The 23,831-nt window shown below is 71.6% G+C and carries 1 protein-coding gene; it reads left to right on the top strand.

What is annotated here, in order from left to right; translation table 11 throughout:
- Window positions 1-5 precede the first annotated feature (5 nt).
- Window positions 6-23,831 carry a lonely Cys domain-containing protein gene (locus tag OHB09_RS29705; protein ID WP_328922825.1) on the top strand — a complete coding sequence of 7,942 codons (23,826 nt, stop codon included), beginning with the start codon at window positions 6-8 and terminating at the stop codon, window positions 23,829-23,831.

Below are 23,831 nucleotides of genomic sequence, written 5' to 3'. Positions count from 1 at the left end.
GTCCCATGAGCATTCACGTTTCCGAGAAGCTGAACAATTTGTTGTTCGTGCTGATCGGTGAGCGGATGCTGCAGGGGGACGAGGACAAGGCCGACGCCAACGGCAAGCCCTACGGGCGGCTGGCCCGGCGCATGCGGGAACTGTCGGACCTGATCGGGGCGGTCGCCGGGGGCGTGGGCCGGTCACTGCCCCCGCGGGTCGGGAACAATTACGTGCGCGCGATGCACATGTTCCTCGACGACGGCGGTGTCAACCACCTCAAGGCGTTCGCCAAGCAGCTCGACGACCTGGAGCGGTCACGTGTCAAGTCCGGCATGGACATCATGGAGGCCAAGTGGCAGATCATCGCCGAACTGGTCCGGCTGCTGATCGAGCTCATGGTCATCGCGGTGCTGTCGGCGTTCACCGGCGGCACCGCCTCCAGCCAGGCAGCGGTGGCCAGGGCGCGCAGCACGGTCGCCATCCTGACGGTGATGCATGAGCTGAACAAGCGTACCCATGCCGTGCCGGCGGTCTCGGAGATGTTCGAGGAGGCGTTCCAGACCTTCGCCGTGCGTCTGGCCATGATGAAGGGCGCGCCTCCCGGGCGGCGGCCGGACGGTTTCGACTGGAATCAGATCGTCCAGGACGGTGTCTTCGGCGCGTTCACGGGACTCTTCTACGGATTCCTCAACGACATCCTCAAGGGTCTCAAGAAGAACTTCAAGAACCTGTCGAACAGTGGTCTGTTCAAGGACGTTCCCGGTAGCAACAACAAGTTCGACATCAAGATCGACGGTTCGCACAACAACAACTCGCCGAATCCGACTCCCCACCCGCACGCCGATCCCCACCCGGGTCCGGAGCCGAGGCCGAACCCGCACCCGGATCTCACTTCCGTGCCGCCTCCGTCCTTCACGCCGGTCAAACTGAGCCCGATCGACCGGTTCAAGCACGAACTGGGCGAGGACGCCGGGCACTTCCTCACCGAGGGCGGCGCGGAGGCGCTGGGTGAGCTGGCCACGGCGGCCATCTTCCACTTCCCCACCGAGGGCCTGACGACCTTCCTCGGCGGCGGTCTCAGCTCGGTCAGCGAGCGCCACCTGGGCCAGGGCGCCTCGTGGCTGGGCGGCAAGTTCAACTTCAAGAAGCCGCCGAACGTCAACACCGTCGGCCCCGACGACATCCTGGGCTCGAAGAACGACGACACCTCCTCCTCGTCGTCCGGCTCCTCCGACAGCCCCGGCGGCGGCGCCCCCTCTCCCGGGCCGGGGTCTTCCCTCACCGTGCCCCCGAGCACGACGTCCTCCGCACCCGGCGGAGGGCAGAACCGTCCGGGTTCCGGCTCCTCGCAGACGGGAGCCGACGGCAACGGGATCACCACCGAGGTCCCCGGCGTCGACCTCGACGACCTCGAACTCAACGGACCCCGGCCCGGCGCCGGACACCTTGACCCCGGCCACCTCGACACGGTCCCGCCGAAGACCTCCCCGGGCACCGACGGCAACGGACAGCACGCGGACACCGGAACACCCGCGAACGGCACACCCCAGAACGGGACGGCCCCCGGCAGCATCCGACCCGGCTCGACATCGACGCAGGGCCAGGGCCAGGGGAACAACCAGGACCACAACGACACGTTCGACGACGCCGACAGCGTCTACGACGACGACAGCCTCTTCGACGACAGCGACACCGAGACCGACATCGACAGCGTCTTCGACGGAAACCCCGGAGACAGCGACAGCGACACCGAGAGCCTCTTCGGCGACGACGACGCCGTCACGCAGACCGCAGGACCGGGGACCGACCACACGAAGGGGACCCCGGACCCGGGGGACACCTCCGGTACTCCCCTGCCCACCACCGGTGCGCCCCTGCCGCACGTCACCTCGCCCACCGGCTCCCCCGCACCTGCCCCCGGCAACGCCTCGAACGCCAACGGCACGGGGGCGGGTACGGGCGGTCAGTCGTCCGGCGCCCCGAACTCCTCGTCCCCCTCGTCCTCCCCTACCGGCGGCGGTACCCGTCCGCCCGCCCCGGTGCGGACGGACGGCACGGCTCCGGACACGGACGGCACGACCGACGCCACCGGGACGGACGGCGCCACCGACCTCGACGAGGCGACGGACACGCCCGACACGTCCGGCATCGACACCACGTCCGGTGCGAACGACCCCGGCACGACCGCCGGTACGGACCTCAAGGGCGGTCCGATCGGCAACACCCCGGGAGACGTCACCCGTACCGAGGGCGGCGACACCGGCTCCCCCGTCGACACCACCGGCACCGCGCCCGCCCCGGCGCCGGCCCCCGTCGCAACCACCGGACGCGGCGCCCCGTCGACCACCGGCACCGGTAATGGCACCCCGCAGGACGTGCACGACAAGGGCAAGGCCCTGGACACCTCCTCGGACACCGACACCAGTGGCCGCGGCACCGACACCGACACCACGAGCACCACGACCGCCCCCGACGGTCCCCGCGGCGCCGACGTCTCCGACCTCGACGTCTCCGAGGCCCGCGATCAGCACATCGACGCCGTACGGGAACTCAAGCAGGCGACCGACGACGCCGCACGCATCAGGACGCGGATCGACGCCGGTGAGGGCGGCAGCCGGGACCTCGACGCCCTCGACGCGGCACAGCAGCGGGTGGACCGAGCCGAGCAGCACCTGCACGACAGCGAGGACCGGTTGCGGGACCTCGGGATCGACCCCCACGCCCCGGAATCGTTCCCGCACCCCGCCCCCGTGGTCGAGCGCGACAGCGACCAGCGCCAGTGGATCGCCTCCCAGGTCACCGCCGACGATCTCCCGGACGGGCTGCCGACCGGGCTGGACCCGCACACGACGGTCACCCTGCGGGACCTGACCGCCGCGGGCGTGACCGTGGGCCCCGCCCTGCACACGCAACTCGCCCTGAACAACGGGGAGGTGTCCCTGAGGGACACCGGACTGGACCCCGTGGACCAGGTGAAGGTCCTGATGAACCGCCCGGGACCGTGGCCCCAGTCCCTGGACACCGTCGCCGCCGACACCTCCCGGCGGATCTGGCAGGACTCCTACGAGGACTTCACCGGCTCCCTGCCACCCGGCACCGATCCCCGGTCCGCCCGGGAGGCGTGGGACAGGGCGACCGGCCTCGTCCTGCCGCTGGAACTCCACCCGGTGCGCGCCGACTCCCGCTACACCACGGGCCCGTTCCGGGACGCGGTGCGCCAGGTCGCGGACCTGCTGGCGGGCGGCTCCGGCCGCCCCGCCGCCGTCACCCGCGCCGACCAACTCCGCACCGACCTCGGCCTGCCCTTCCGGGTCCGCGGCGGGGCGCCCGAGTCGACGGCCACCATCGACGGCCCGCAGCCGGTCCCCACCACGTCGAACGCGCCGGCCCCCGCGGTCACCACCGATCCGGTGGCACCCCCGGAGGTCGCGCCTCCCACGCACGCGACGGTGCCCACCGTCACCGCGGCGGCGCCGGCTCACGTGACCAACCCGGTCGGCCCCTCGAACGTACCCACGGTCCACCTGTTGTCGAGCCCGGCCCCGACCGGCCCCCTGACCTCGGACAGTGCACCCGAACCTTCCGCCATGTCCGTCGACACGCACGGTGACGGGGCCACCGTCGCTCCGCATCCCGACCCGCACTCCGTACTGCCGGACCCGCACCGTGACCTCCTGGTCGGTGCCTTCGGTGCCGACATCATCCAGAACCCGGTGTACCCGCAACTGCGGGACGCGACCGCGCGCCTGGACTTCCTACGGCGTGGTGACGGCGATGTCGCACTGCGACAAGGGCCGTTGAACCTGGCCGCCGTCGCACGACGGGTACTGCTCCTGGACCCGGCCGCCCAGGTCGGCAGCAACGAGTACGGCCAGTTGTTCCGCATCGCCCTCGACCCGGCGACGCAGCAACCGCGGAGTCTCGCCTCGTTGACCGCATACGGCCTGGTGCTCCGCGGAGCCCTGTCCCAGCCGCATGCGATCACCGCCTCCGACGGCACCCCTTACGGACGGGACTGGGACGGTGACCCGGGCGACAGCCACGGACTCGACTTCGTCCTGGACACCGTCTGGGACCACACCGGCCGGCCGGCCGGCCAGCGGCAGACGACCAACCCCCACCCGGCGCCCTGGCGTCCCGCCCCGGGCCGACCGCGCCCTTACGTGATCATGGCCGACGGCGGACCTCACACCGTCTCCGTCGCCACCAGCGACAACACCCGCACGGACCTGCCGATCGACGTGTTCACCGAGCTGCTCGCCCTGGACCCGACGCTGACCGCCCTGCCTCCGGACGTGCCGGTCCTGTTGCTCGTTCCGGAGGGCGGCGGCCGGCAGCTTGAGCTGCCCCGTGCCCTGGCCCACCGGATCAACCGGCAGGTGTGGTCCACCAGTGGGCACCCCGTCCCGGGCGTCAGGTCCGACAGGACGGTGACACTCTTCCTCCGCAAGTCGCCCGGTCTCCCCGACGGCGACTGGATACCGAGCAATCCCGGCGAAGTCCCGCAGGACACCGACCCGCGCGCGGCCGACGTTCCCGCGTGGGAACGCAACCTGGTCAGCTTCACCCTCGTCGCGGAGGGGGACAACACCATGCGGCTCGGGAGGGCCGCGTTCCATCCGTCGGAGTTCGCCGGGGATCGCGAGAAGCACTACCGCCGCCTGCACCTGGCGAAGGACCTGGAGCGCCTGCACCCCGCGACCTATTCGGGCTTGGGGAGGAAGCCGTTGACGGTGGGGGCCGCGCCCGGCGAACGGGCCCACCACGTCGTCCTGCACGGTGCCCCGCACATCGTCGCCATGCCGCAGCAGGACGGCTCGGTCTACAAGGCCTCGGGGGAGGAGTTCACCGGCTGGCTCAAGCGGCGGCCGAGCGTGCGCAACCTGCGCGACCAGGACTGGATCTACCTCGACGCCTGCTGGACCGGCGGTTCCTACCGGAGCGACGGGCGGGCCTACCACTCCGGTGTCGCCCTGCCTTCGCCTCCCGACCCGCTCGCCCAGATACCCATCGCACAGCTTGCGGCCAACGGCACCCGTAAGCGGGTACGGGCGGGTGACCGCTCCGTCGGCTACGGGTTCAACGACGACCCGGACCTCTGGATGCAGGTGATCACCGACGGCCAGGCGCGTGGTGGCCAGGTCATGGAGTACTGGCCCGAGCCCCTCGAGACGGAACTGGCCGACCTCGCCCGTACCGCCGGCCTGCACAACGGCCCCGATCCCGTGCCCGGCCACACCCTCGACACGACCCTGCGCCTGGTACGCGCCCTGCGCCACACCTTCGGCCCCGGCATCGGCCAGGACCCCTCCTACCCCGGCCTCCTGCGGGGCATCGGCGCCCTGGAGACGATGCGGGGCAACGACCCCCACCTCAGGGACTTCACCCCGTTCACCCTCGATCTGTTCGAGCGAGTGACCCGGGCGCACCGGCAGTTCCACGGCGGCGCCCCCGCCCTGGACACCGATGCCTACCGCGCCGTGCTCGCGTGGGCGACGGGGGCGCCTCCGGGCACCCGGCTCACCGACGCCGTCCGCATCCCCGTCCTCACCCAAGTGGCACAGCAGCTCCGGAGCCTGCCGGACCTCGCGTCCACCGCGGCGAGCGTGTTGCCTCTGGCACCCTCGGCCACGGTGGGACCGGCTGAGGTGTCCTGGCTGTACTGGACGAATGTGAAGGCGTCCGAGTGGATCGATTCCGTACCGGACATCGGTGCCGCGGCCATGGCAGTCATGCACCTGCCGGCGCCCGACCCCCACGCGCCCGTGGGCATGCTCGTCGCCAGGGCGATCGCCGCCGGGCGCGACCCGTACAATCCGGTCCAGCTCGCGGCCTTCCACCTGGAGGAAGTAGGCGCTCTCGGTTACCAGTCGCTGACTTACGATTCCTCCGGCCTCCCCAACGGTCGTAACTGGCGGACACCCGTCCCACCGGGCGAACGTGTGGATCTCTCCACCGTGCACACCCTGGCCCAGCGGCCCGACGGCACGTACGACAACCTGGGCCAGGAGACTGCACCCTGGATCGGCCAGGGCAACCAGGCCTATGTCGTGTCGGCCGAGGACGCGGGAGCGGACCACGTCAGGATCACGGTGCCCGGCGGGCGCCAGTTCGTCGTGCCCTACGTCGAGGTCGCCGAACTCCTGGCGAACGATCCGCATCTCAACGAGCTGAACCCGGAGACGACGGACGTGGCGCTGGACATGTCCTACTCCGGAGGCGACACGGCGCAGCCCCACACGCCCCCGCCGCTGCAACCCGCCATCGCCCGTTCCACCGGCCGGACCGTCTGGGCTCCCAAGGGCGCGAGCATGGTCGCCCGGATCGGGAGCAACGGGCCCTACGCGCTGGCCGGTCTGCCCGCCGTCAACGGCACCACGGCCGCCGCCGACTGGGTCGCCGCTCCGTCCCCCTACTCCGTACCCACCCAGTCCCCCGGCGCGGGTTCGATCGCCCCGAACCCACTCGGCTCCGATCCGTCCACCTCCTCCGGCATCCGGTCCTCCTTCTCGCCGGGCACCGCCCCCGACGGCCCGCGCCCCGCGCCCACCACGTCGAACGACTCGGACCCGACGCCCAGCACGGGCAGGCCCCTGACGGTCGGTGGTGATCCTCAGGCTCCTGGTGATCCGTACGAGTCGTATGACGCGACCTACACCGGTGTGTCGCCGGAGACGGCGGATTGGGCCGACGATGTGCTGACGGATCTGGTCGGCGAGCAGCCGGATCTTGATGCTCTGGCGAGGCGGTTGCTGCATCTGGATTACGGCGCGCCGACCGACACGGCGACCATCGACCGGCTGTACGAGCTGGTGGTGGCCGCGGACAGGGCGGGTCGTGCGACGAGCCTGGCGGCGATCGGTGCGTTCGACCTGGATCGGCGTGGTGCGCTGGACGATCAGTGGCTGGTGCGGGACACCGGCGGGCGTCGAGTGGGCCGTGACTGGACAGGGAGTGCGGGCCGGCCGCGAGTGGACCGGTATCTCAAGGTGAGCCCGAGCGGCAGGGTGACCAGAGTCGACGCGCCCTGGCCGCAGCAGCGGCAGTGGATCGTCTCGGCCGAGGGCGGCCCCGAGGGGCCGTGGTTGAACGACCGTGACGGAAACGTACTCGTGCCCAACGGCTGGGATGAGTTCGCCGAACTCCTGCGTCACGATCCGGCGTGGCAGCAGCGAGGTGATCTGGTGATCGCGGTGCCCCAGGCAGGCTCGCAGGCACTGGAGGGACCCGCTACGGTCTCGGACCTTCTGGGGGTACGGACCTGGTCGACGCACGGCACGGTCGACTGGAGCGGGCGGACAACCAGCGGTGACCCGCTGATGCGCGTGGGGGGCACGGCGATCGTGTGGGTGTCGAACAGGCCCGGCCAGCGCACCCGTGCCGTCCCGGGTGGGGTGACCGACATCCACGGTAGGCGGATCGACGACCGTGAGATCGCCTCCACGACGATGACCCTTCCCAACGGGCAGACTTCCTACGGGCGCAGCATGATGCAACCCGGCGACCCCGTCAGGGCGAAGCAGGGGAGACTGGACGGGAAGATCAGGCACTTCGCCTACGCCGAGGTGCGGGAAGGGCCGAACGGCGAGAGCACCATCGTTCGCGAGTCGGCTTTGCATCCGCTGCCGTTCGATCCGGCCTACGTCATGAGCTTCCATGGCACGTCGATGGGCGGACAAGTGCCGACGACGGACGACGACGTCACGTATGCGTCACTGGGCGAGATCGCCGGGTTCTTCGGGCGCCGCGGAAGTTTCCGACGGCTGCGCCCCCGTGACATGGTGCTGGCCGAGGCATGCGAGGTCTCCGACTACCCGCCGGGAACCAACGACCCCCTCCACTTCCCCCGCGGCATCCAGCACATCAGCAACCGCGTGGACCAGCCCATCGTCGCGGTGAACAAGACGATCTTCGCCACCCCGGCCCGCGACGGCAAGCCGGACCGCTACCTTCTGGAAACCGCCGACATCGGCAATCCCGTCGACGTCAGCTGGCACTACGCCTACCCCGAGCCCAGTCACGACGCGCTCCTCGAGATAGGAGAACGGATCAGCGGCGGGCTCCAGCAGACTCCGACACCCGAGCAGTTGCTGTCCTGGCTCCGGGCGGCGCGGGAGATCTACGGTCCGGACTTCGGACCCGGCAGCCCCGGCTTCGACCCGACCATGCAGGCGCTGGGAACCATCGACGCCCAGCGGCCCGACGCGGGAGGCACCGGAACACTCACCCTGCCCTGGCTGCGGGAATTCTCCCAGCCCTACAACCAGGCCTACGGCTACCCGGAAGACTCGTGGAACGGCCTGCGCTGGCTGATCCACAGCATGTCAAACGCCAACACCGGCGGAGATCCGCAAGCACCCACCGACACCTCGGACACGAACCCCGACCTCACCATCCCGGCCACCACCCCCCGCCCGGACGGCGGGCTCGATGCACTGCCCCCGCCTGGAGTGCCCTACGGTGTCGACAACTCGGTCGCCACGAGCGTCCTCGAACGCGGTGGCCAGGACTGGTGGCGGGCGCGCGCCGCCGCCGGCGACCCCGTCCTGCGTCAGCACACCTGGACCAGTGTCAACCGGCAGACGCCGGACATGAACGGCGTTCTCCAGCCCACCACCGTCCACGGCACCTTCCGCGTGCGCCGCTTCACCCACAACGACGTCAACTACACCGACATCGAGGTCCGCACCGCCCTCACCACCCGCGACCCGCTCACCGCCCAGCAACTCGCCGACCTGTGGACCGAACTGTCCGCCGACATCGACGCCGTCTACAACACTCCCGGGCACAAACTCCCCAACGGCGACATCCTCCACGTCACCCCCGTCCGCGTCGCCCATGGCGACCCCGACACCGACTGGCTCGCCGACGTCTACACACCCGCCCCCGGCAAACGCCCCTCGCACCACCGCATCCCCGTCAACCTCCGCGCGGGCTCCCGCATCGGCGCCCACGAATTCGGCCACCAAGTCGGCCTCCCCGACGAATACACCGACAAGTCCACCAGCAAAGACATCGAACCCGTCCAGGGCATCAACATCTCCGGCAGCCTCATGGGCCGCTACAACGAGCCCATCGACCCCGCCGAACTGGAAACCTACGAACGGGAAGCAGCCGAAGGACGCCCCACCCTCACCGGCGACGGCATGGCCCAAGGCGGTCTGCGCGACCGCAACCTCGGCCGCATCGCCCGCTTCGTCGGCGACCTCCCCACCAGTACGCCACGCATCACCCCACTCCCCACCGGCCTGCCCGACGACGCCCTCACCGGCCTCACCGACTTCCACGCCACGGTGGACCGCGCCCTGCAGACCATCCCGACCACCAGCGGCATCACCGACGACGCCCTCGACGCCTACAACGACTTCAACAACCTCCTCGAAACCACGCTCCGCATCGCGCAGGTCGAGGCGGGCCTGGACACACCGCCCCTCACCGTGACGACGGTCGGAGGGGACCCCCAGGCTCCCGTCGACACGTACGAAGGCAACCTGATCCAGATCTTCGGCCCCGGTGTCACGCAGCTTCCCGGCTACCAGGACATGCACGACGCCCTGGCACGACTGGACACCCTGCGCGGCACCGACAGCGACCCCGCGCTGCGGCAGGGTCCGCTGGACCTGGACGCCGTCACCCGGCGCGTGCTGGTGCTGCCCCCGGGCACACCGTTGAGCACCGGCCACTACGACGCCCTGTTCCGCTTCACCACCGCCCCGGACGCGGCGCAGGCACCCAGCCTCGCCGCCATCGCCGCCGTCGGGCTGGTCATGCGCGGAGCGATGTCCACGTGGATGGCGGTGAAGGCCCCCGACGACACGCCGTACGGACGTGACTGGGGCAGCAGCCTGGGCGCCGACCGCTCACTCGACATGGACCTCGATTCGGTCTGGCAGGACAACGGAGCGCCGTCCTGGGAGTCCCGGACGACGGATCCCCGTCCGGCACCGTGGCGCCCGGCCGCGGGGAAGCCGCGTCCCTATGTCATCAAGACCGGCGGCAGCCCCTACGCCCTCACCGTCACCACGCTCGACGGTGCCACCACGAGCGTGCCGGTGGACGTGTTCGCCGAACTGCTCGCCCTGGACCCGGCACTGACCGCGCTGCCGCCGGACGTTCCGGTCGTGCTACTGGTCCCGCACGCCGGTGGCCGACAGCTGGAGCTGCCCCGCGCCCTGGCCCACCGGCTCGACCGGCCGGTCTGGTCCACCAGCGGCAACCCGGAAACTCAGAAGGCCGACGACGGAAAGGTCCGCGTCTTCCTCGAGAAGCGGACCGGCCTGCCCGTCGGCGACTGGATCACCAGCCGTCCCGGCGAGGTCATGAGCGACCCCACCACGCAGACCACCGACGTGCCCGCCTGGGAACGCAACATGGTCAGCTACACCGTCGTCGCGGACGACGACCCCACCCTGCAGATCGGACGAGCCGCCTTCCACCCGCAGGACTTCTCCACTCGGGAGTCGATCTACCGCACGATCCACCGGGCGCGCCTGTACGCCCGTTTCTACCCCGCCATCAGGAAGGAGACGGCGCCGACTCCCCTTACGGTGGGGGCCGCGCCGGGCGAGCGTGTCCATCACGTCCTCATGCACGGCGCCCCTGACGCCGTCTCGGTGCCGCAACAGGACGGCAGCACCTACAGGGCTTCGGGCGAGGAGATCACCGGCTGGCTGAAGCGTCGGCCGAGCGTCAAGCGTCTGCGCGACCAGGACTGGATCGACTTCGACCTCTGCTTCACCGGCGGCGCCTACCGTCCAGGCGCGGCCAGGCTCATCGGCTCCAACGTCGCGCTCCCCCCGGCCACGGACCCACTGGCCCAGCCTCCCCTCGCCCAAATCGTCGCCAACGGCACCCGCAAGCGCGTGCGAGCAGCCGATCGCGTCAGCGCCTACGCCGTCAACCCCAGCACCGGCGTTCCCCGGTTCCTCCTGCATGCCGACGCACGAGGGAACGATTCGCGTGCCCTGGAGTTCTGGCCCGAACCCCTAGACACGGAGCTGGCCGATCTCGCCCGCACCGCCGGCCTGCACACCGGCCCCGACCCCGTGCCCGGCCACACCCTCGACACGACCCTGCGCCTGGTGCGCGCCCTGCGCCACGCCTTCGGCCCGGGCATCGGCCCCGGCTTCCGCCAGGACCCCACCTACCCGGACCTCCTGCACGGCATCGGCGCCCTGGAGAAGATGCGGGACAACGACCCCCACCTCAGGGACATCACCCCGTTCACCCTGGAGCTGTTCACACGCGCGGCCCGGGCCGACCGCCGCGACCACGGCGACGGCAGGGACGTCCTCGATGCCGACACCTACCGAGGGCTGCTCACACGGGCAGCCACCGCACCGCCGAACACGTCTCTGAGCGACTTCGTACAGATACCGTTGTCCGTACGGGCGGCGGATCAACTGCGCAACCTGCCGCACGTGGCGGCCCTCGCCACACGGTTGCTGCAGCTGCCACCCTCGGCCCCGGTGGGGGCGGCGGAGATGACCCGGCTGTACTGGGCGTACGTCGAGGCGGCCGAATGGATTCAGTCGGTGCCCGACATCGGTGCCACCGCTGCCGCGGCACTGCACCTGCCCACACCCGACCCCGCACTGCAGGGCCGGCTGGTCGAGCTGGCCACCGCGGTGATCGCTGCCGGACTCAATCCCCGCAACCCGGCGGAACTGGGAGCCTTCGACCTGGTCCTGCGAGGCGCTCTCGGCGATCACTCGCTGTACTTCGACCCTTCGGGGCGACCCGTCGGCCGCAACTGGAGCGCGCCGCAACCGGGCCAGGTGGTCGACTCCTCCGCGGTACTCACCGCGACCCGACAGCCCCAGGGCACCTACGGCCTCACCGGATCGGCCCAGGCGCCCTGGGTCGACCAGGGCAAGCACGGCTTCGTCGTGTCCGCTCAGAACGCCGGCCCGGGTCGGGTACGGATCGCGCTTCCCGGCATGCCGCCCGTCGACGTGACGAACGCCGAAGTCGCCGAACTCCTCGCTCTCGACCCGGCGCTGGCCGTTCGGGACCTGCGCACCACGCAGGTCGTGCTGGCCGTCCACGGCTCCGGGGGCAGCACGGCTCCGGCCACCGGCATGCCTCCCGTCCCGCCGTCCATCGACGCGTCGCTGCCGCTGCGGTTCGCCGTCGCTCTCTCCACGGGCCGGACGGTATGGGCGCCCCAGGGCAGGCTTCAGGTGGCTCCCCTCCCGAACAGCGGGCACTCGTCGCTGACCGGCATATTCGACACGCCCGGCACCACGGCCGCCGCCGACTTCGTCCCCACGTCTCCCGACTTCTGGATCCCGGCCGCCGCGGTGTCGGCCGCGCCCTTGGCACCGACCCACTCCGACGGCTCGGTCACCTCGCAACCGCCGTCCCAGCCGCAGGACCCGTACCGGGACCATCTGGTCCGAAGCTTCGGCACCGACATCGTCCAGAGCCCCCGATACCAGCAACTGCACGACGCCGTGGGACGTCTTGACACGCTGCGGGCGAACGACAGCGACCCCGCGCTGCGGCAGGGACCGCTGGACCTGGACGCGGTGACCCGGCGGGTGCTGGTGCTGGACGCGGCCACGCCGTTGACCACCGAGCACTACGACATGGCACTCCTGTTCGCCGGAGCCCCGGGCGCGGCGCAGGCCTCCGGTCTCGCCACCATCGCCGCCATCGGGCTCGCCATGCGGGGGGCCCTGTCCGGAGGGCTGGCGCTCACCTCCCCCGACGGCACCCGGTACGGGCGCGACTGGGGAAGCGGCGCGGCCGCCGACCGGACGGTCGACCTGGATCTGGACTCGGTCTGGCAGGACAACGGAGCGCAGTCCGGGCGGTCCCGGACGACGGATCCCCGTCCGGCACCGTGGCGCCCGGCCGCGGGGAAGCCGCGTCCCTACGTCATCAAGACCGGCGGCAGCCCCTACGCCCTCACCGTCACCACGCCGAACGACGACCGCATGACGGTGCCGGTGGACGTGTTCGCCGAACTGCTCGCCCTGGACCCGGCACTGACCGCCTTGCCGCCGGACGTACCGGTCGTACTGCTGGTCCCCCACGCCGGTGGCCGGCAACTGGAGCTGCCCCGCGCCCTGGCCCACCGGCTCAACCGGCCGGTCTGGTCCACCAGCGGCAACCCTGACACCCAGAAGGCCGACGACGGAAAGGTCCGCGTCTTCCTCGAGAAGCGGACCGGCCTGCCCGTCGGCGACTGGATCCCCAGCCGTCCCGACGAGGTCATGAGCGACCCGACCACGCAGACCACCGACGTGCCCGCCTGGGAACGCGACATGGTCAGCTACACCGTCGTCGCGGACGACGACCCCACCCTGCAGATCGGACGAGCCGTCCTCGACCCGAGTGACTTCGCCACTCGGGAAGCCACCTACCGCAAGCTGAACCAGGACTACCTGCTCCACCGCTACGTCTCCTCCGCCAGGGCGCTGAAGCAGGGGGTTCGTCCACGGGTCGGCGCCGCACCGGGCGAGCCGGTCCATCACGTCTTCATGCACGGCACGCCGGAGTACGTCCAAGTGCCGCAGAAGGACGGTTCCGTCTACCCGGCCTCGGGTGAGGAGATCACCGGCTGGCTCAAGCGCCGACCGAGCGTGAGCCGTCTGGGCGACCGGGGCTGGATCAACTTCGACGCCTGCTGGACCGGCGGCGCCTACCGCCACGGCGCGTACAAGCGGACCCACTCCGACGCCCCCCTCCCCCGGGCCGTCGACCCGCTCACCACGATCCCCCTCTCCCAGGTCGTCGCCAACGGCACCCGTAAGCGGGTTCGGGCCGGCGACCGCGTCAATGGTTACGACCTCGATCCCGACACCGGCAAACCCCGCTGGTTCGTCTTCGACGACGTGCGAGGCGGGCTCGCGCACACCGTGGAGTACTATCCCGAGCCGCTCGACACGGAACTGGCCGATCTCGCCCGCACCGCCGGCCTGCACACCGGGCCCGACCCCGTGCCCGGCCACACCCTCGACACGACCCTGCGCCTGGTGCGCGCCCTGCGCCAGACCTTCGGTCCCCGCGTCGGCGAGGACCCCTCCTACCACGACCTCGTGCGCGGCATCGGGGCCGTGGAGAGGATGCGGAGCGACGATCCGCAGCTCAAGGACGTCGCTCCGTTCACCCTGGACCTGTTCAAGCGCGCTGCCGCGGCCAACCGCCGGGACCACGGCGACGGCAGGATCCTCCTCAGCGCCGACGCCTACCGAGCGTTCCTCGCCAGGGCGGTCACCGCACCGCCGGGCACGGCCCTCAGTGACTTCGTGACGCTTCCCATGCCCGTATGGGTGGCGGGACAGTTCCGCACGATGCGGGACCCGGCGGCCTTCGCCCGACGAGCGCTGCAGCTGCCCCCTTCGGCCCCGGTGGGCACGACCGAGATGACGCAGGCGTACTGGGCGTTCGTCAAGGCTTCCGAATGGTTCCAGTCGCTGCCGGACAGGGGTACCACCGCTGCCGTAGCACTGCACCTTCCGGCGCCCGACTCCTCGCCGTCCCGGGGCCTGCAGCTGGTCGATCTGGCGACGACGGCGTTCGCCGCCGGACACGACGCGTACAACCTGCTGCAGTTGGCCGCGTTCCAACTGACATTGCGAGGTGCTTTCGACCCGCACTCCCGGTACGTGGACCCCTCCGGCCGCGTCGTCGGCCGCAATTGGGGAAGGCAGCGCCCCCACCAGACCCAGCAGCTGGACAGCTCCGCGCTGGTCACCCTGACCCAACGGGCCGACGGCAGCTACGCCCGGAGCGGTCCGGACACGGCGCCCTGGGCCGGCCCGGACACGGATCCCTATCTCGTGTCCACCAAGGACAACGGCCACGGCCGCTACCGGGTCACGCTCCGCGGCGGGCAGCATGTCGACGTGCCGCGGGCCGAACTGGCGGAACTCCTCGCTCTCGATCCGGACCTCCTCCGCCGCAACGCGACCACGACGCAGGTCGTGCTGAACGTCTCCCGGACCGGCGGCAGCCCGGCGCCGGCGGGCGACCCGCTGGCCACCGCCCCGCCGCCTCTCGCCCCGACCATGCCGCTTCAGCACGCCGTCGCCCTCGCCACCGGGCGGACCGTGTGGGCGCCCAAGGGCACGAGCGAAGTCCGCCAGTTCCCGGGCACCGGGCATCTGTCGCTGACCGGTGTCTTCGACGCACCAGGCACGAAGGCGGCCTCGGACTTCGTCCCCGTGTTCCCCGACTTCTGGGCTTCCAACGCCACCACATCGGCCGCACCGCCGCCCCCCACCCATGCCGGTGGGACCACCCCGACCGATTCCGCCGCCCCCACGGCCGGTCTGCCGTACGTGTCCTCCGACGGCGGGGTCACCACGGCCGGACCGACGGCTCCCGACAGCGACGCCGAGGACGGGTACGTGGCGGACCACACCGATCTGCTGTCGGAGGAGGGCCCTCCCCCCACCGTTGCGCCGCCGCCCCGCACGCAGGTCGAGTCGAGTTACGTGCGCCGCTACGGCGCGCTGCCCGACGGGTCGGTCGGCCTGGTCCAGTTGCCCGCCTTCTCCCCGGAGGTGCTGGCCGGTCTGCACGAGCAGGTCTACAGCGAACTCGGCGTCGACCCGGACAACCCGCCCGCCGACGTGCGTGAGCAGGTGGAGGACCGCCTGAGCGGCGCCCAGCTCGCGCTCAATCTGGCCTATGTGCGCAGCGCCGGCGGCCATCGGGTCACCATCCGCGTCGACGGAACCGACCACACCATCGACGTTCAGCTCACGCTCTCCCATCCGCGTCCCTCCACGCGTCAGGGACTTTTCGACACCCGTGATCCAGACAAGCACGTGGAGCGACGCGGCTTCGGCACCCGTGAGACCTACTCCGGGCAGCCCTCCGGCACCTACCGCACCTTCCAGGCACCCTGGACCGGTTCCTGGCCCATCGGTGCCGGGACCGCGGTACGGGCCGTGGACGGTGCGGCGACGGCCTCCATCACGCACAACCAGGCCAGTGACTCGGCCACCGTCACGTATTCCGTCCAGACCACCACCTCGCAGCGCTCCAACGAACCCTCGGACCCGATCGAGTTCGACACCCACTGGCGTGTCCGTCGCGATGCCCCCAACGTCCCCGAGGCCGCCGCGTCGGCCGCCAGGACCGGCACGCCCGCCCCCACGAGCGTGGCCTCCGAGGGCTGGAGCGCCCCGCAGTCGCACGGCCCCACCACCATCTGGTTCCCGCGCCACCTCACCGCCGCCGACCCCGCCCCCGATTCCCTCCCCGAGCCCGCGGACCTGCACGAACTCCCCCTGTACGGCGTCGACTCCGTCATCGACCCCGGGGCCCTCTACGAGCACGTCCACCAGAGTTTCCGCGCCGACCTCGACGACACCGCCGCGGAGCAGGTCTCCACCTTCCTCTCCGAGCAGGTCCTCCGGGGCACCCTCCCCATGCAGATCGACGAAGGGTTGCACTCCCCCGTCATCACCGACGGGAGCGGCAACGTGGTGGGCATGCTGCGTCTGGAGACCACCCCCGTCGTGGCTCCCGCGCAGCGGCAGAGCGTGGAGGGGCAGATCAACCTCGAAAGCCACGTGGTCAACTACTCCAAGGTGAGCCTTTCCTCGAAGTACACCAGCGGCATCGCGATCACCGGCAACGTCGCCGCGGCCCTCACGGGTGACCACTCGGAGGGCCACCCCCACTCCGCGGACACCATCGGCGGCAGTGCGGGCGCGCGCGGACAGGCCCAGATCAACGTCTCCAACACCTACGGCGCCGAAAGCTCCTCCGGCACCATGCACGCGGTCCGCACCAACCGCAGTCACCTCCTCGCTCCGGCCGCCGTCGGCTACCGGGTCACCCTGATCCGGCCCGACGGCACCGAGTCGCCCGCGCCCGTGTTCTCCCCCAAGCACGGCATGGACCTGCGCGTCCTGTCCAAGGCCGATGCCGAGGGCCACCGTCCCTCCGACGAGGAACTGCGGGAGCTGCCGGACTCGCTGGAGCACCTGGACGGCCTCGGTCTCAGCGCCGCGCCGCTCGACGTCACCGGCACGGCGGCCCTCTACGACCGTGCGGAGGCGTGGCTGCGCCGGGAGGGCTTCCTGCCGCCCGCCCCCGGGACGCCGGCCGCGACGGGCCTCGGCGCGAAGCTGAAGAAGCTGGCGCGCGACCACGAGCCGGAGCACCAGATCCGGCTGCACGCCCAGCTCAACAACCTGCGCAAGCTGCGCGACGCGCGCTCCCGCGTCGGGCGGCGCGCCGGGTCCGACTCCATGATCGACGGCGGTCAGTCCCTCCACTTCGAGATCCCCACCGGCACCGACACCGGCGTCCGCCGGGTCCGGCTGCAGCTCACCGCGGAGCGGGACACCTCACGTGAGAGCCGCCACGACAAGGTCCTGCCGGGCATCCAGGTCATGGGTCTGGCCCTGGGCGTCGGCAGTGACAGCGAACAGCTCGGCGAGTCCTACGGTGGCGGGGCCGGACCGTTGGGCAGTGTCAGCGGGCCGCTGGGCAACTGGGGCGGCTTCGGCTTCGGTGGTGACTACCAGTACGTCCACCAGTACACCGACGGTGACGGCGTGGGCGGCAGCACCGGTCACGACCAGTTCTTCATCGGCACCGCACAGGACACCCACAAGTTCGAGGTCCCCGTGCGGCTGGCCCTCGACCTGTTCGCGGACGACGGCGACCGGCCGAGCGTGCGGTTCGGGGAGGAGGTGAACGCGGCGGCGGCCGCTGCCGCCACGCCCGCGGCCCCCGCCGTCCCGACCGCCTCCACCGCGTCCGCCGCCCCCGCGCCGCCGACCGTCTCCGGTTCGATGTGGCTCGCGGTTCCGCACAGCCGCACCCGGGCGCCCGCGCCGAAACCCGCGCCCAGGCCGCGGGCGGGACACGCCGGCGGAGTACCGCGCAGGCCCAACCCCACCGACATGGCTCGTCTCGAGGGAACCGACGCCACCGGTGCCCCGCTCCCGAATCTGGTGCGCGTGCCGGACGACGCGCTGATCGACGTCATGCGCGGGTCCGCCGTGGTCGACTCGCTGTTCCAGCGGGCCGCGGCCGAGATCCGCCGGCAGGTGCGCGCCAGTGAGACGGCCGCCGACGATTCGGGCACCGGCCCGATCCTCCCGCTGACCACCGCCGACGCCGGCAGGACCACGGGCACCGGCGACGGCCGGCAGTCCAGGAAGTGGACCTCGCCGCTCGCCGGACAGGGCCTGACGGACACCAGGACACGCGCCGCCGAGTCCCGGTACGCCGCCACCACCCCGGGCAGTCTCATCGCCCACGGGCACGAGCTCCTGAAGAACACCTACGTCGTCGAGGGGCTGACCCTGTCCGGCGCGCTCTCGGACGGCCAGTACACCCTGGAGCTGCGGGCCATCGCGCACGACCCCGAGCTCCTGGGCACCGACAAGCAGTACACGGAGACGGGTGCCGGCGCGGTCGACACCGCGCAGCAGTCGAAGTCCCTCGGCAAGTCCCACCAGGTGGGCTTCACGGGGCTCGCCTCGCAGAACCCGCCCCCCGTGCCGGAGAACGACGAGAACTCGCCCGAGCTGGTCAACCCGGAGATCGACGGGACGATCGGGGTCACCAACCGCGCCGGCACGAAGCGGTTCGTGGGACTGTTCAACCCGTCCGCGCGGTTCGGCTACACGTTCCGCACCGATGAGTCGGACGCCCTTTCCTCCAGCACCGCCGTCAACCGGGTCCCCACGGAAAGCGGTGAGAAGCACCGGGTGAAATCCGGCCTGACCTACGTACTCACCCTCCGTGCCGGTTCCCGCACCGCGTTCAACGGCCCCGGCGAACTCGGCACGATCGACCCCGTCACCTTCGCCGCGGACGTCCCTGGTGGACTGGAGTTCCTCATGACACGGGGGCAGCACCTCCGGGACGCACGGTGGATGAGCTCCGTGCGGGGGCTCACCGCGGAGTCCGCGCCGAAGCTGACCGCCGGGCTGCCGTCGTCGTACACACGCGACCGTGAACTCGGGCTCGGCACCGTGCTCTCGGTCATCGAGTACCAGCGGCCCGCCCCTGCCGCACCCCCCGCCGCCCCCGCCCCCGTCGCCACCTCCGGAACAGCCGCCCCGGCATCCACCCCGGCGATACCGCTGGGCCCGGTCACCCCGCGGGAGCGGCGCGGCCAGGTCTACCGTGACATGGTGGAGTTGGTGGAGATCGAAGCCCCCGGTGCGACCACCCCGGGGCACCCGGGCTACCAGTCGGGTGTACACAGTCGGATCGCGCAGATCACCTCCACCGCCGGACTGCGCAGCCTGCCCGGACGCGGCCCGGGCGGCACCTTCGGCCGGGCCACCACCCGCTTCCACTTCCGCCACCACGGCTTCGGTGGTGAACGCCTGGTCGAGGTCGCGTTGGCGGCGGTGCCCCGGCGTTCCCAGGACCTGGCCGGCGTCCGGGGTGTCTCGCACCCGGGTTCGGGATTCGAGCAGTGGCAGTCGCACACCGCCGCGGGCCGCACCACGTCCAAGTCGTGGGTGCGGCAGAAGCAGTTGGGGGTCAACCTCACCACGCGTCACCTCCGACGGAACCAGCCACCCGGCCAGTCGCGGGTGGACCGGTCAGCACCGGTGCTGACCCCGCAGGCGGCGACCAGCAAGTCGTCCCGGCGGGCGACCACCGCCGACAACCGGTTCTGGCTGCGCACCGACAACGGGGCGGACTTCGACGGCCTCGAGTACGACTACGTGGTCTCCGTCCGTTCGGTACTGGTCATGGACTGGCCGCCCAATGTGCTCGGCGGTCTGATCCAGAACGGCGTGATCGCCTGGGAACAGGCGAGCGTCAACACGCGGCGGTGGCTGGACGAACTGCTGGAGCGTGGGCGTCCGCAGACCCGCTCCACCCCGGTTCGGCTGGCTCTCCGGTTCACCGGCACCGAGACGAACACCCGCACGACGCCGGCCTCGGTGACCGCCCCGGCGGCGGTCTCCACCGTCGACCCGCGCAACAGGTTGCTGCCCGGTCCCCCGCCCACCCCGTACCTCACCGACAGCCAGATGTTCAGCCCGACGGGGCCCACCCCGGTGTTCCACTTCGACGGCTGGGCCCACCTCGAGACCGCGCTGAACGAGGTGACGCCGATCAGCGAGGGCGGCTGGCACGTGCAGCTCACCGGTGCATCGCTGGAAGGCCGGGCGGCACGCCTCGGGCAGCTGGTCCAGGCCGGACGGATCTCCCTGGACCGGCCCCGGCTGGTCGCGGGCCTCCTCCGACGCATGCCCGGCTCACGGCCCCTCGAAGGGCCTCCCACGCAGCCGCCGTCGCTCACGATCACGCTCTACAACCCGCGCCGCGCCACGCACGGTGACGACGTCACCCTCGACCAGCTCCACAACGTCACCGACACGCTGAGCACCGCGGCGGGAGCCGACCACACGTTCTCCGTCGGCTTCACCGAGCTCCTCAGCGCCGACGCCGACGGCCATCAGCTCGCCGGAATGAGTGTTCCCCTCGTCCAGCGTCCGGCCCAGCCCACCTCCTTCGGAGGCACGGTCACCGGCAGCCGCCGTGACTGGCTCAAGCACGGCAGTACCTCCGCCCCCGGCGACGGGGCCCGGGGCACCCGCAGCTACGCGATCGACGCGGACGTCCACCTGCTGGTGGAGGGTCCGGAGGGCACCCGTCACGTCACCGGCACCGCCACGCTCCGCGTCGAGGAACGCGATCTGCTCGGCCACGGTCTGATCACCGAGGAGGAGTCCCCTCCCCGTGTGCGCGACCTGCCCTCGCTCGTCCCGGACTGGGACACCGGCGAGCTGTCCGACCTGTCTCAACGCCTCCACTCGGCACTCAACACCGAGGTGGACGGGGTGCAGCTGTGGGTGTCCCTCGGCCCGGACCAGGACGGCGTCCGGCTCGGCCGGGTCCTCTACGGAGCCTCCCGCGCCGCCGTCCTCGGCAACCGTCCCGTGGAGCTGATGACCCGCGGTCCGGAGGGGATCCGGCGCTGGGAATTCAACTCCGAGGGCTCCCTCGTCACCGACGATCCCCAGCTCACCGAGGCGTGGACCCCCTTCCACGCCCAGGCCCAGCTCCTGCACTCCGCCACCCTCACTCTCGCCGACGCCCCCGGCCAGCTGCGCCGGCTCACCATGGCCCTCCGGCACGCCGACCACGCACTCACCCACGCCGTGGTGGCATTGGAGAGCGCTCGGGACATGGTGCGGACCGCGATCACCGCCGAGGAGAGGGCGAAGGCCAGAGCCGCCCTCTCCATCAAGACCGCACGACAGCACAGGAAGCTGGTCGGCACCCTGGAGCAGGGACTCAAGACCGCCCAGCAGACGGTCGCGACACTGCCGCCGGTGATCGCCGCGAACGAGAAGACGGCCGCCGACGCGCGCCGCGATCTGCGCACGGCGCTGGACCGGCTGACGCAGGTGGAGAACATCGTACGTGCCGAGCGTGCGGCCGCCGCGGCGAAGGGTTCCTCGACGAGGACCGGGCAGGACGCACAGGGCGTGGGAAGTGCCGTTCCGCCGGCCGGGCGGCCCTCGCCGCCCGCCCCGTCGGAGAGCCCCGCTGCCACCGGGGCGCCGCGTTCCGGCCGGCCCGCCGCCGATGTCGCCGACGATCCCCGGGTGCGTGCGGTGCTCCCGGCGATCACCGCCGCCGAGAACGCCCTCCAGGAGGTCACGAAGCAACTGGAGGAGAACAGCGGGAAGCTGAGGAAGGCCCAGAAGATCGTCACGGACGGGCCCGCGCGAGTCCAAGAGGCGCAGACGACCCGCGACGAGGCCGTGGAACAGGCCGGCCGGGACGCGGCCGCCGTGGTCAGCCGGGGCGAGGACGTGCGGATCGCCCGGTTGCGCGAGAGCCGTGCCGAGAAGCGGGTCGAGCGGGCCGAGACCAAGGTCCTCCGCCGCAATGACCAACTCGCCACCGCCGCGGACGCACGGGCACGCGCCCTGTCCGACCACTCCTCCGCCACCGAGGCGCTGGAGGACCTGTCCACCGCCGTCCGGGACAACGCCCCCGCCCCCGAGCAGTCGCTGCGAACCACTTTCGCCACGACCTCGCCCCGATGGCCCCGGCCGGGTGGCCGTCTCGCCCCCCTCCCGGCCGCCGGCCAGAGTCACTCCGCCATCCCGAGGGTCACCACGGACCCGGCCAGGATCACGCGCAAGAGCACCTTCAAGCTGGGGCGCACGGGCACAGCCAAGCCGACGCACCCGGACATCCCCAAGATCACGCGCACGGGCACCTCCAAGCCGACACACACGATGCCCGCGCACTCGGGCACCGTGGCGACCGGCAAGGGCAAGGAGGCGGCCGCGGCGCCCGTCACGCGCGAGACCCCCTACATCGCGCCCCGTGGTGCCCTCGTTCCGACGCCCGGCGACAACCGCTGTCTCCTGTCCGCCGTCATCGGCAGCGCACCCCAGCTCGTCCGCACCCGGCTGCAGGAGGCCGGCCTGCCGGTCGGCCCGAGGGTCGCGACCTGGCTCGGCCGGCCGACCGGTGTTCAGCAGACCCTGAGGAGCGTGGCCCTCAAGTCGGGCGGCGGCCGCGACGCCCGTCATCTGCGCACCGTGCAGGACCAGTTGCAGAACCTGGTGCAGAATCGGCTGGCGGCGGCGATCGACGGCACCCGTCCGCTGTCGCCCCAGGTACTCGGCCAGCTCCGGAGCCTCCTCGTCACCGAGTTCGCGGCGCAGGTGCGGGACGAGAGCGACGCCTGGGTCGACGCGCGGCTGATTCAGTTCGGCATCGGGGGACTGGCCAGGCCCGAGGACCTCGATCCGACGGAGCTGCAGACCCTCTACGCGGTGGAGGTGTCCCGGCAGGACGCGCCGCACCCCGCGGCCGGCGAATCACCGAGCAACGTGCAGATGTTCGACTACCTGCGCCGGAGGAACGCGCTTCCGGCGCTCCCGAACCTGACGCCGGAACAGCGCCGGGAGCTGCTCATCACCGAGTACCACCACAGCACCGTGCCACTGACCACCCCCGAGGCGAACAGGCTCAACCGGGCCGTGCGGAACTGGTCCACCGAGTGGAACAGCCTGATGGGCGACGTCTTCCTGCCGCTCCTCGCGGACACCCTCGACGCGCCGATCGACGTCTTCACGCACGCGCCCGGGCCTGTCGCGGAAGGCGGCACCCTGGGCTTCGTCATCCGGTACGGTCCCGATTCGCACACTCCCGCGCTGGAGGTGCACTACACCGGGCTGAACCACTACAGCGCGAGCGCCGCGGCCACGCACCTCTCCCTGGCACCGCCGACGGCCGGCCCGCCCTCCAGCCTCTCGTCCGCACGCGAGGACTCGATGGAGCCGCCCACGCCCACGATGGAGGGGAGTAGCGTCGGGTCGGTCGGCGACGGCTCCCGCGGCGAGGACGACGGTCCGGCTCCCGTCTCCTACGGCGAGCGCCCCGACTCCTTCGTGGCCTCGCTCGCCTCCCTCCTCACCGGGCCCGGCACCGCCCCGGCGTGGGCCGGCGCCCGCGACCCGCAGCAGGCGCTCCGCGGGTGGGCGCTCTCCGACGCGGCGGACCGCGGTGTCCCCGCGGACGCGGCACTGCCCGATGGCGACACGGACGTGAGCTACGAGGACCTCGATCGTCTCAAGGTCCTCGACGACGACCAACTGCGCGCCCAGGCGATCCTGCAGGGCTCGCTGACCGTCGCGGAGGCCGGACTGGACGACGCCGCCCGCCTCGCCCTGGTACTGGCGAACCCCGACACCCTCGCCTACGTCCTCACCCTGGCCGCCCTGGTCGCCCGCGACACCGGCAGGCGGATCCGCCTGGTGCCGCCCGGTGGCGGCGAGGTCCGCGAGTTCGGTCCCGCCGGGGGCACTCCCCTCACCGTGTACTTCGACGGCGACCGGTTCACGACCACTCCGCCCGCCCCGGACGACGACTGA

This window comes from Streptomyces griseoaurantiacus (assembly GCF_036189845.1).
Lineage (GTDB): Bacteria > Actinomycetota > Actinomycetes > Streptomycetales > Streptomycetaceae > Streptomyces > Streptomyces griseoaurantiacus.
The sequence above is the reverse complement of the archived record's forward strand: the minus strand, read 5'-3'. Positions and strand labels throughout refer to the sequence as shown.

Excerpts from the sequence above, each read along its gene's own strand:
- OHB09_RS29705 (WP_328922825.1), top strand. The coding sequence starts at position 6 with ATGAGCATTCACGTTTCCGAGAAGCTGAACAATTTGTTGTTCGTGCTG.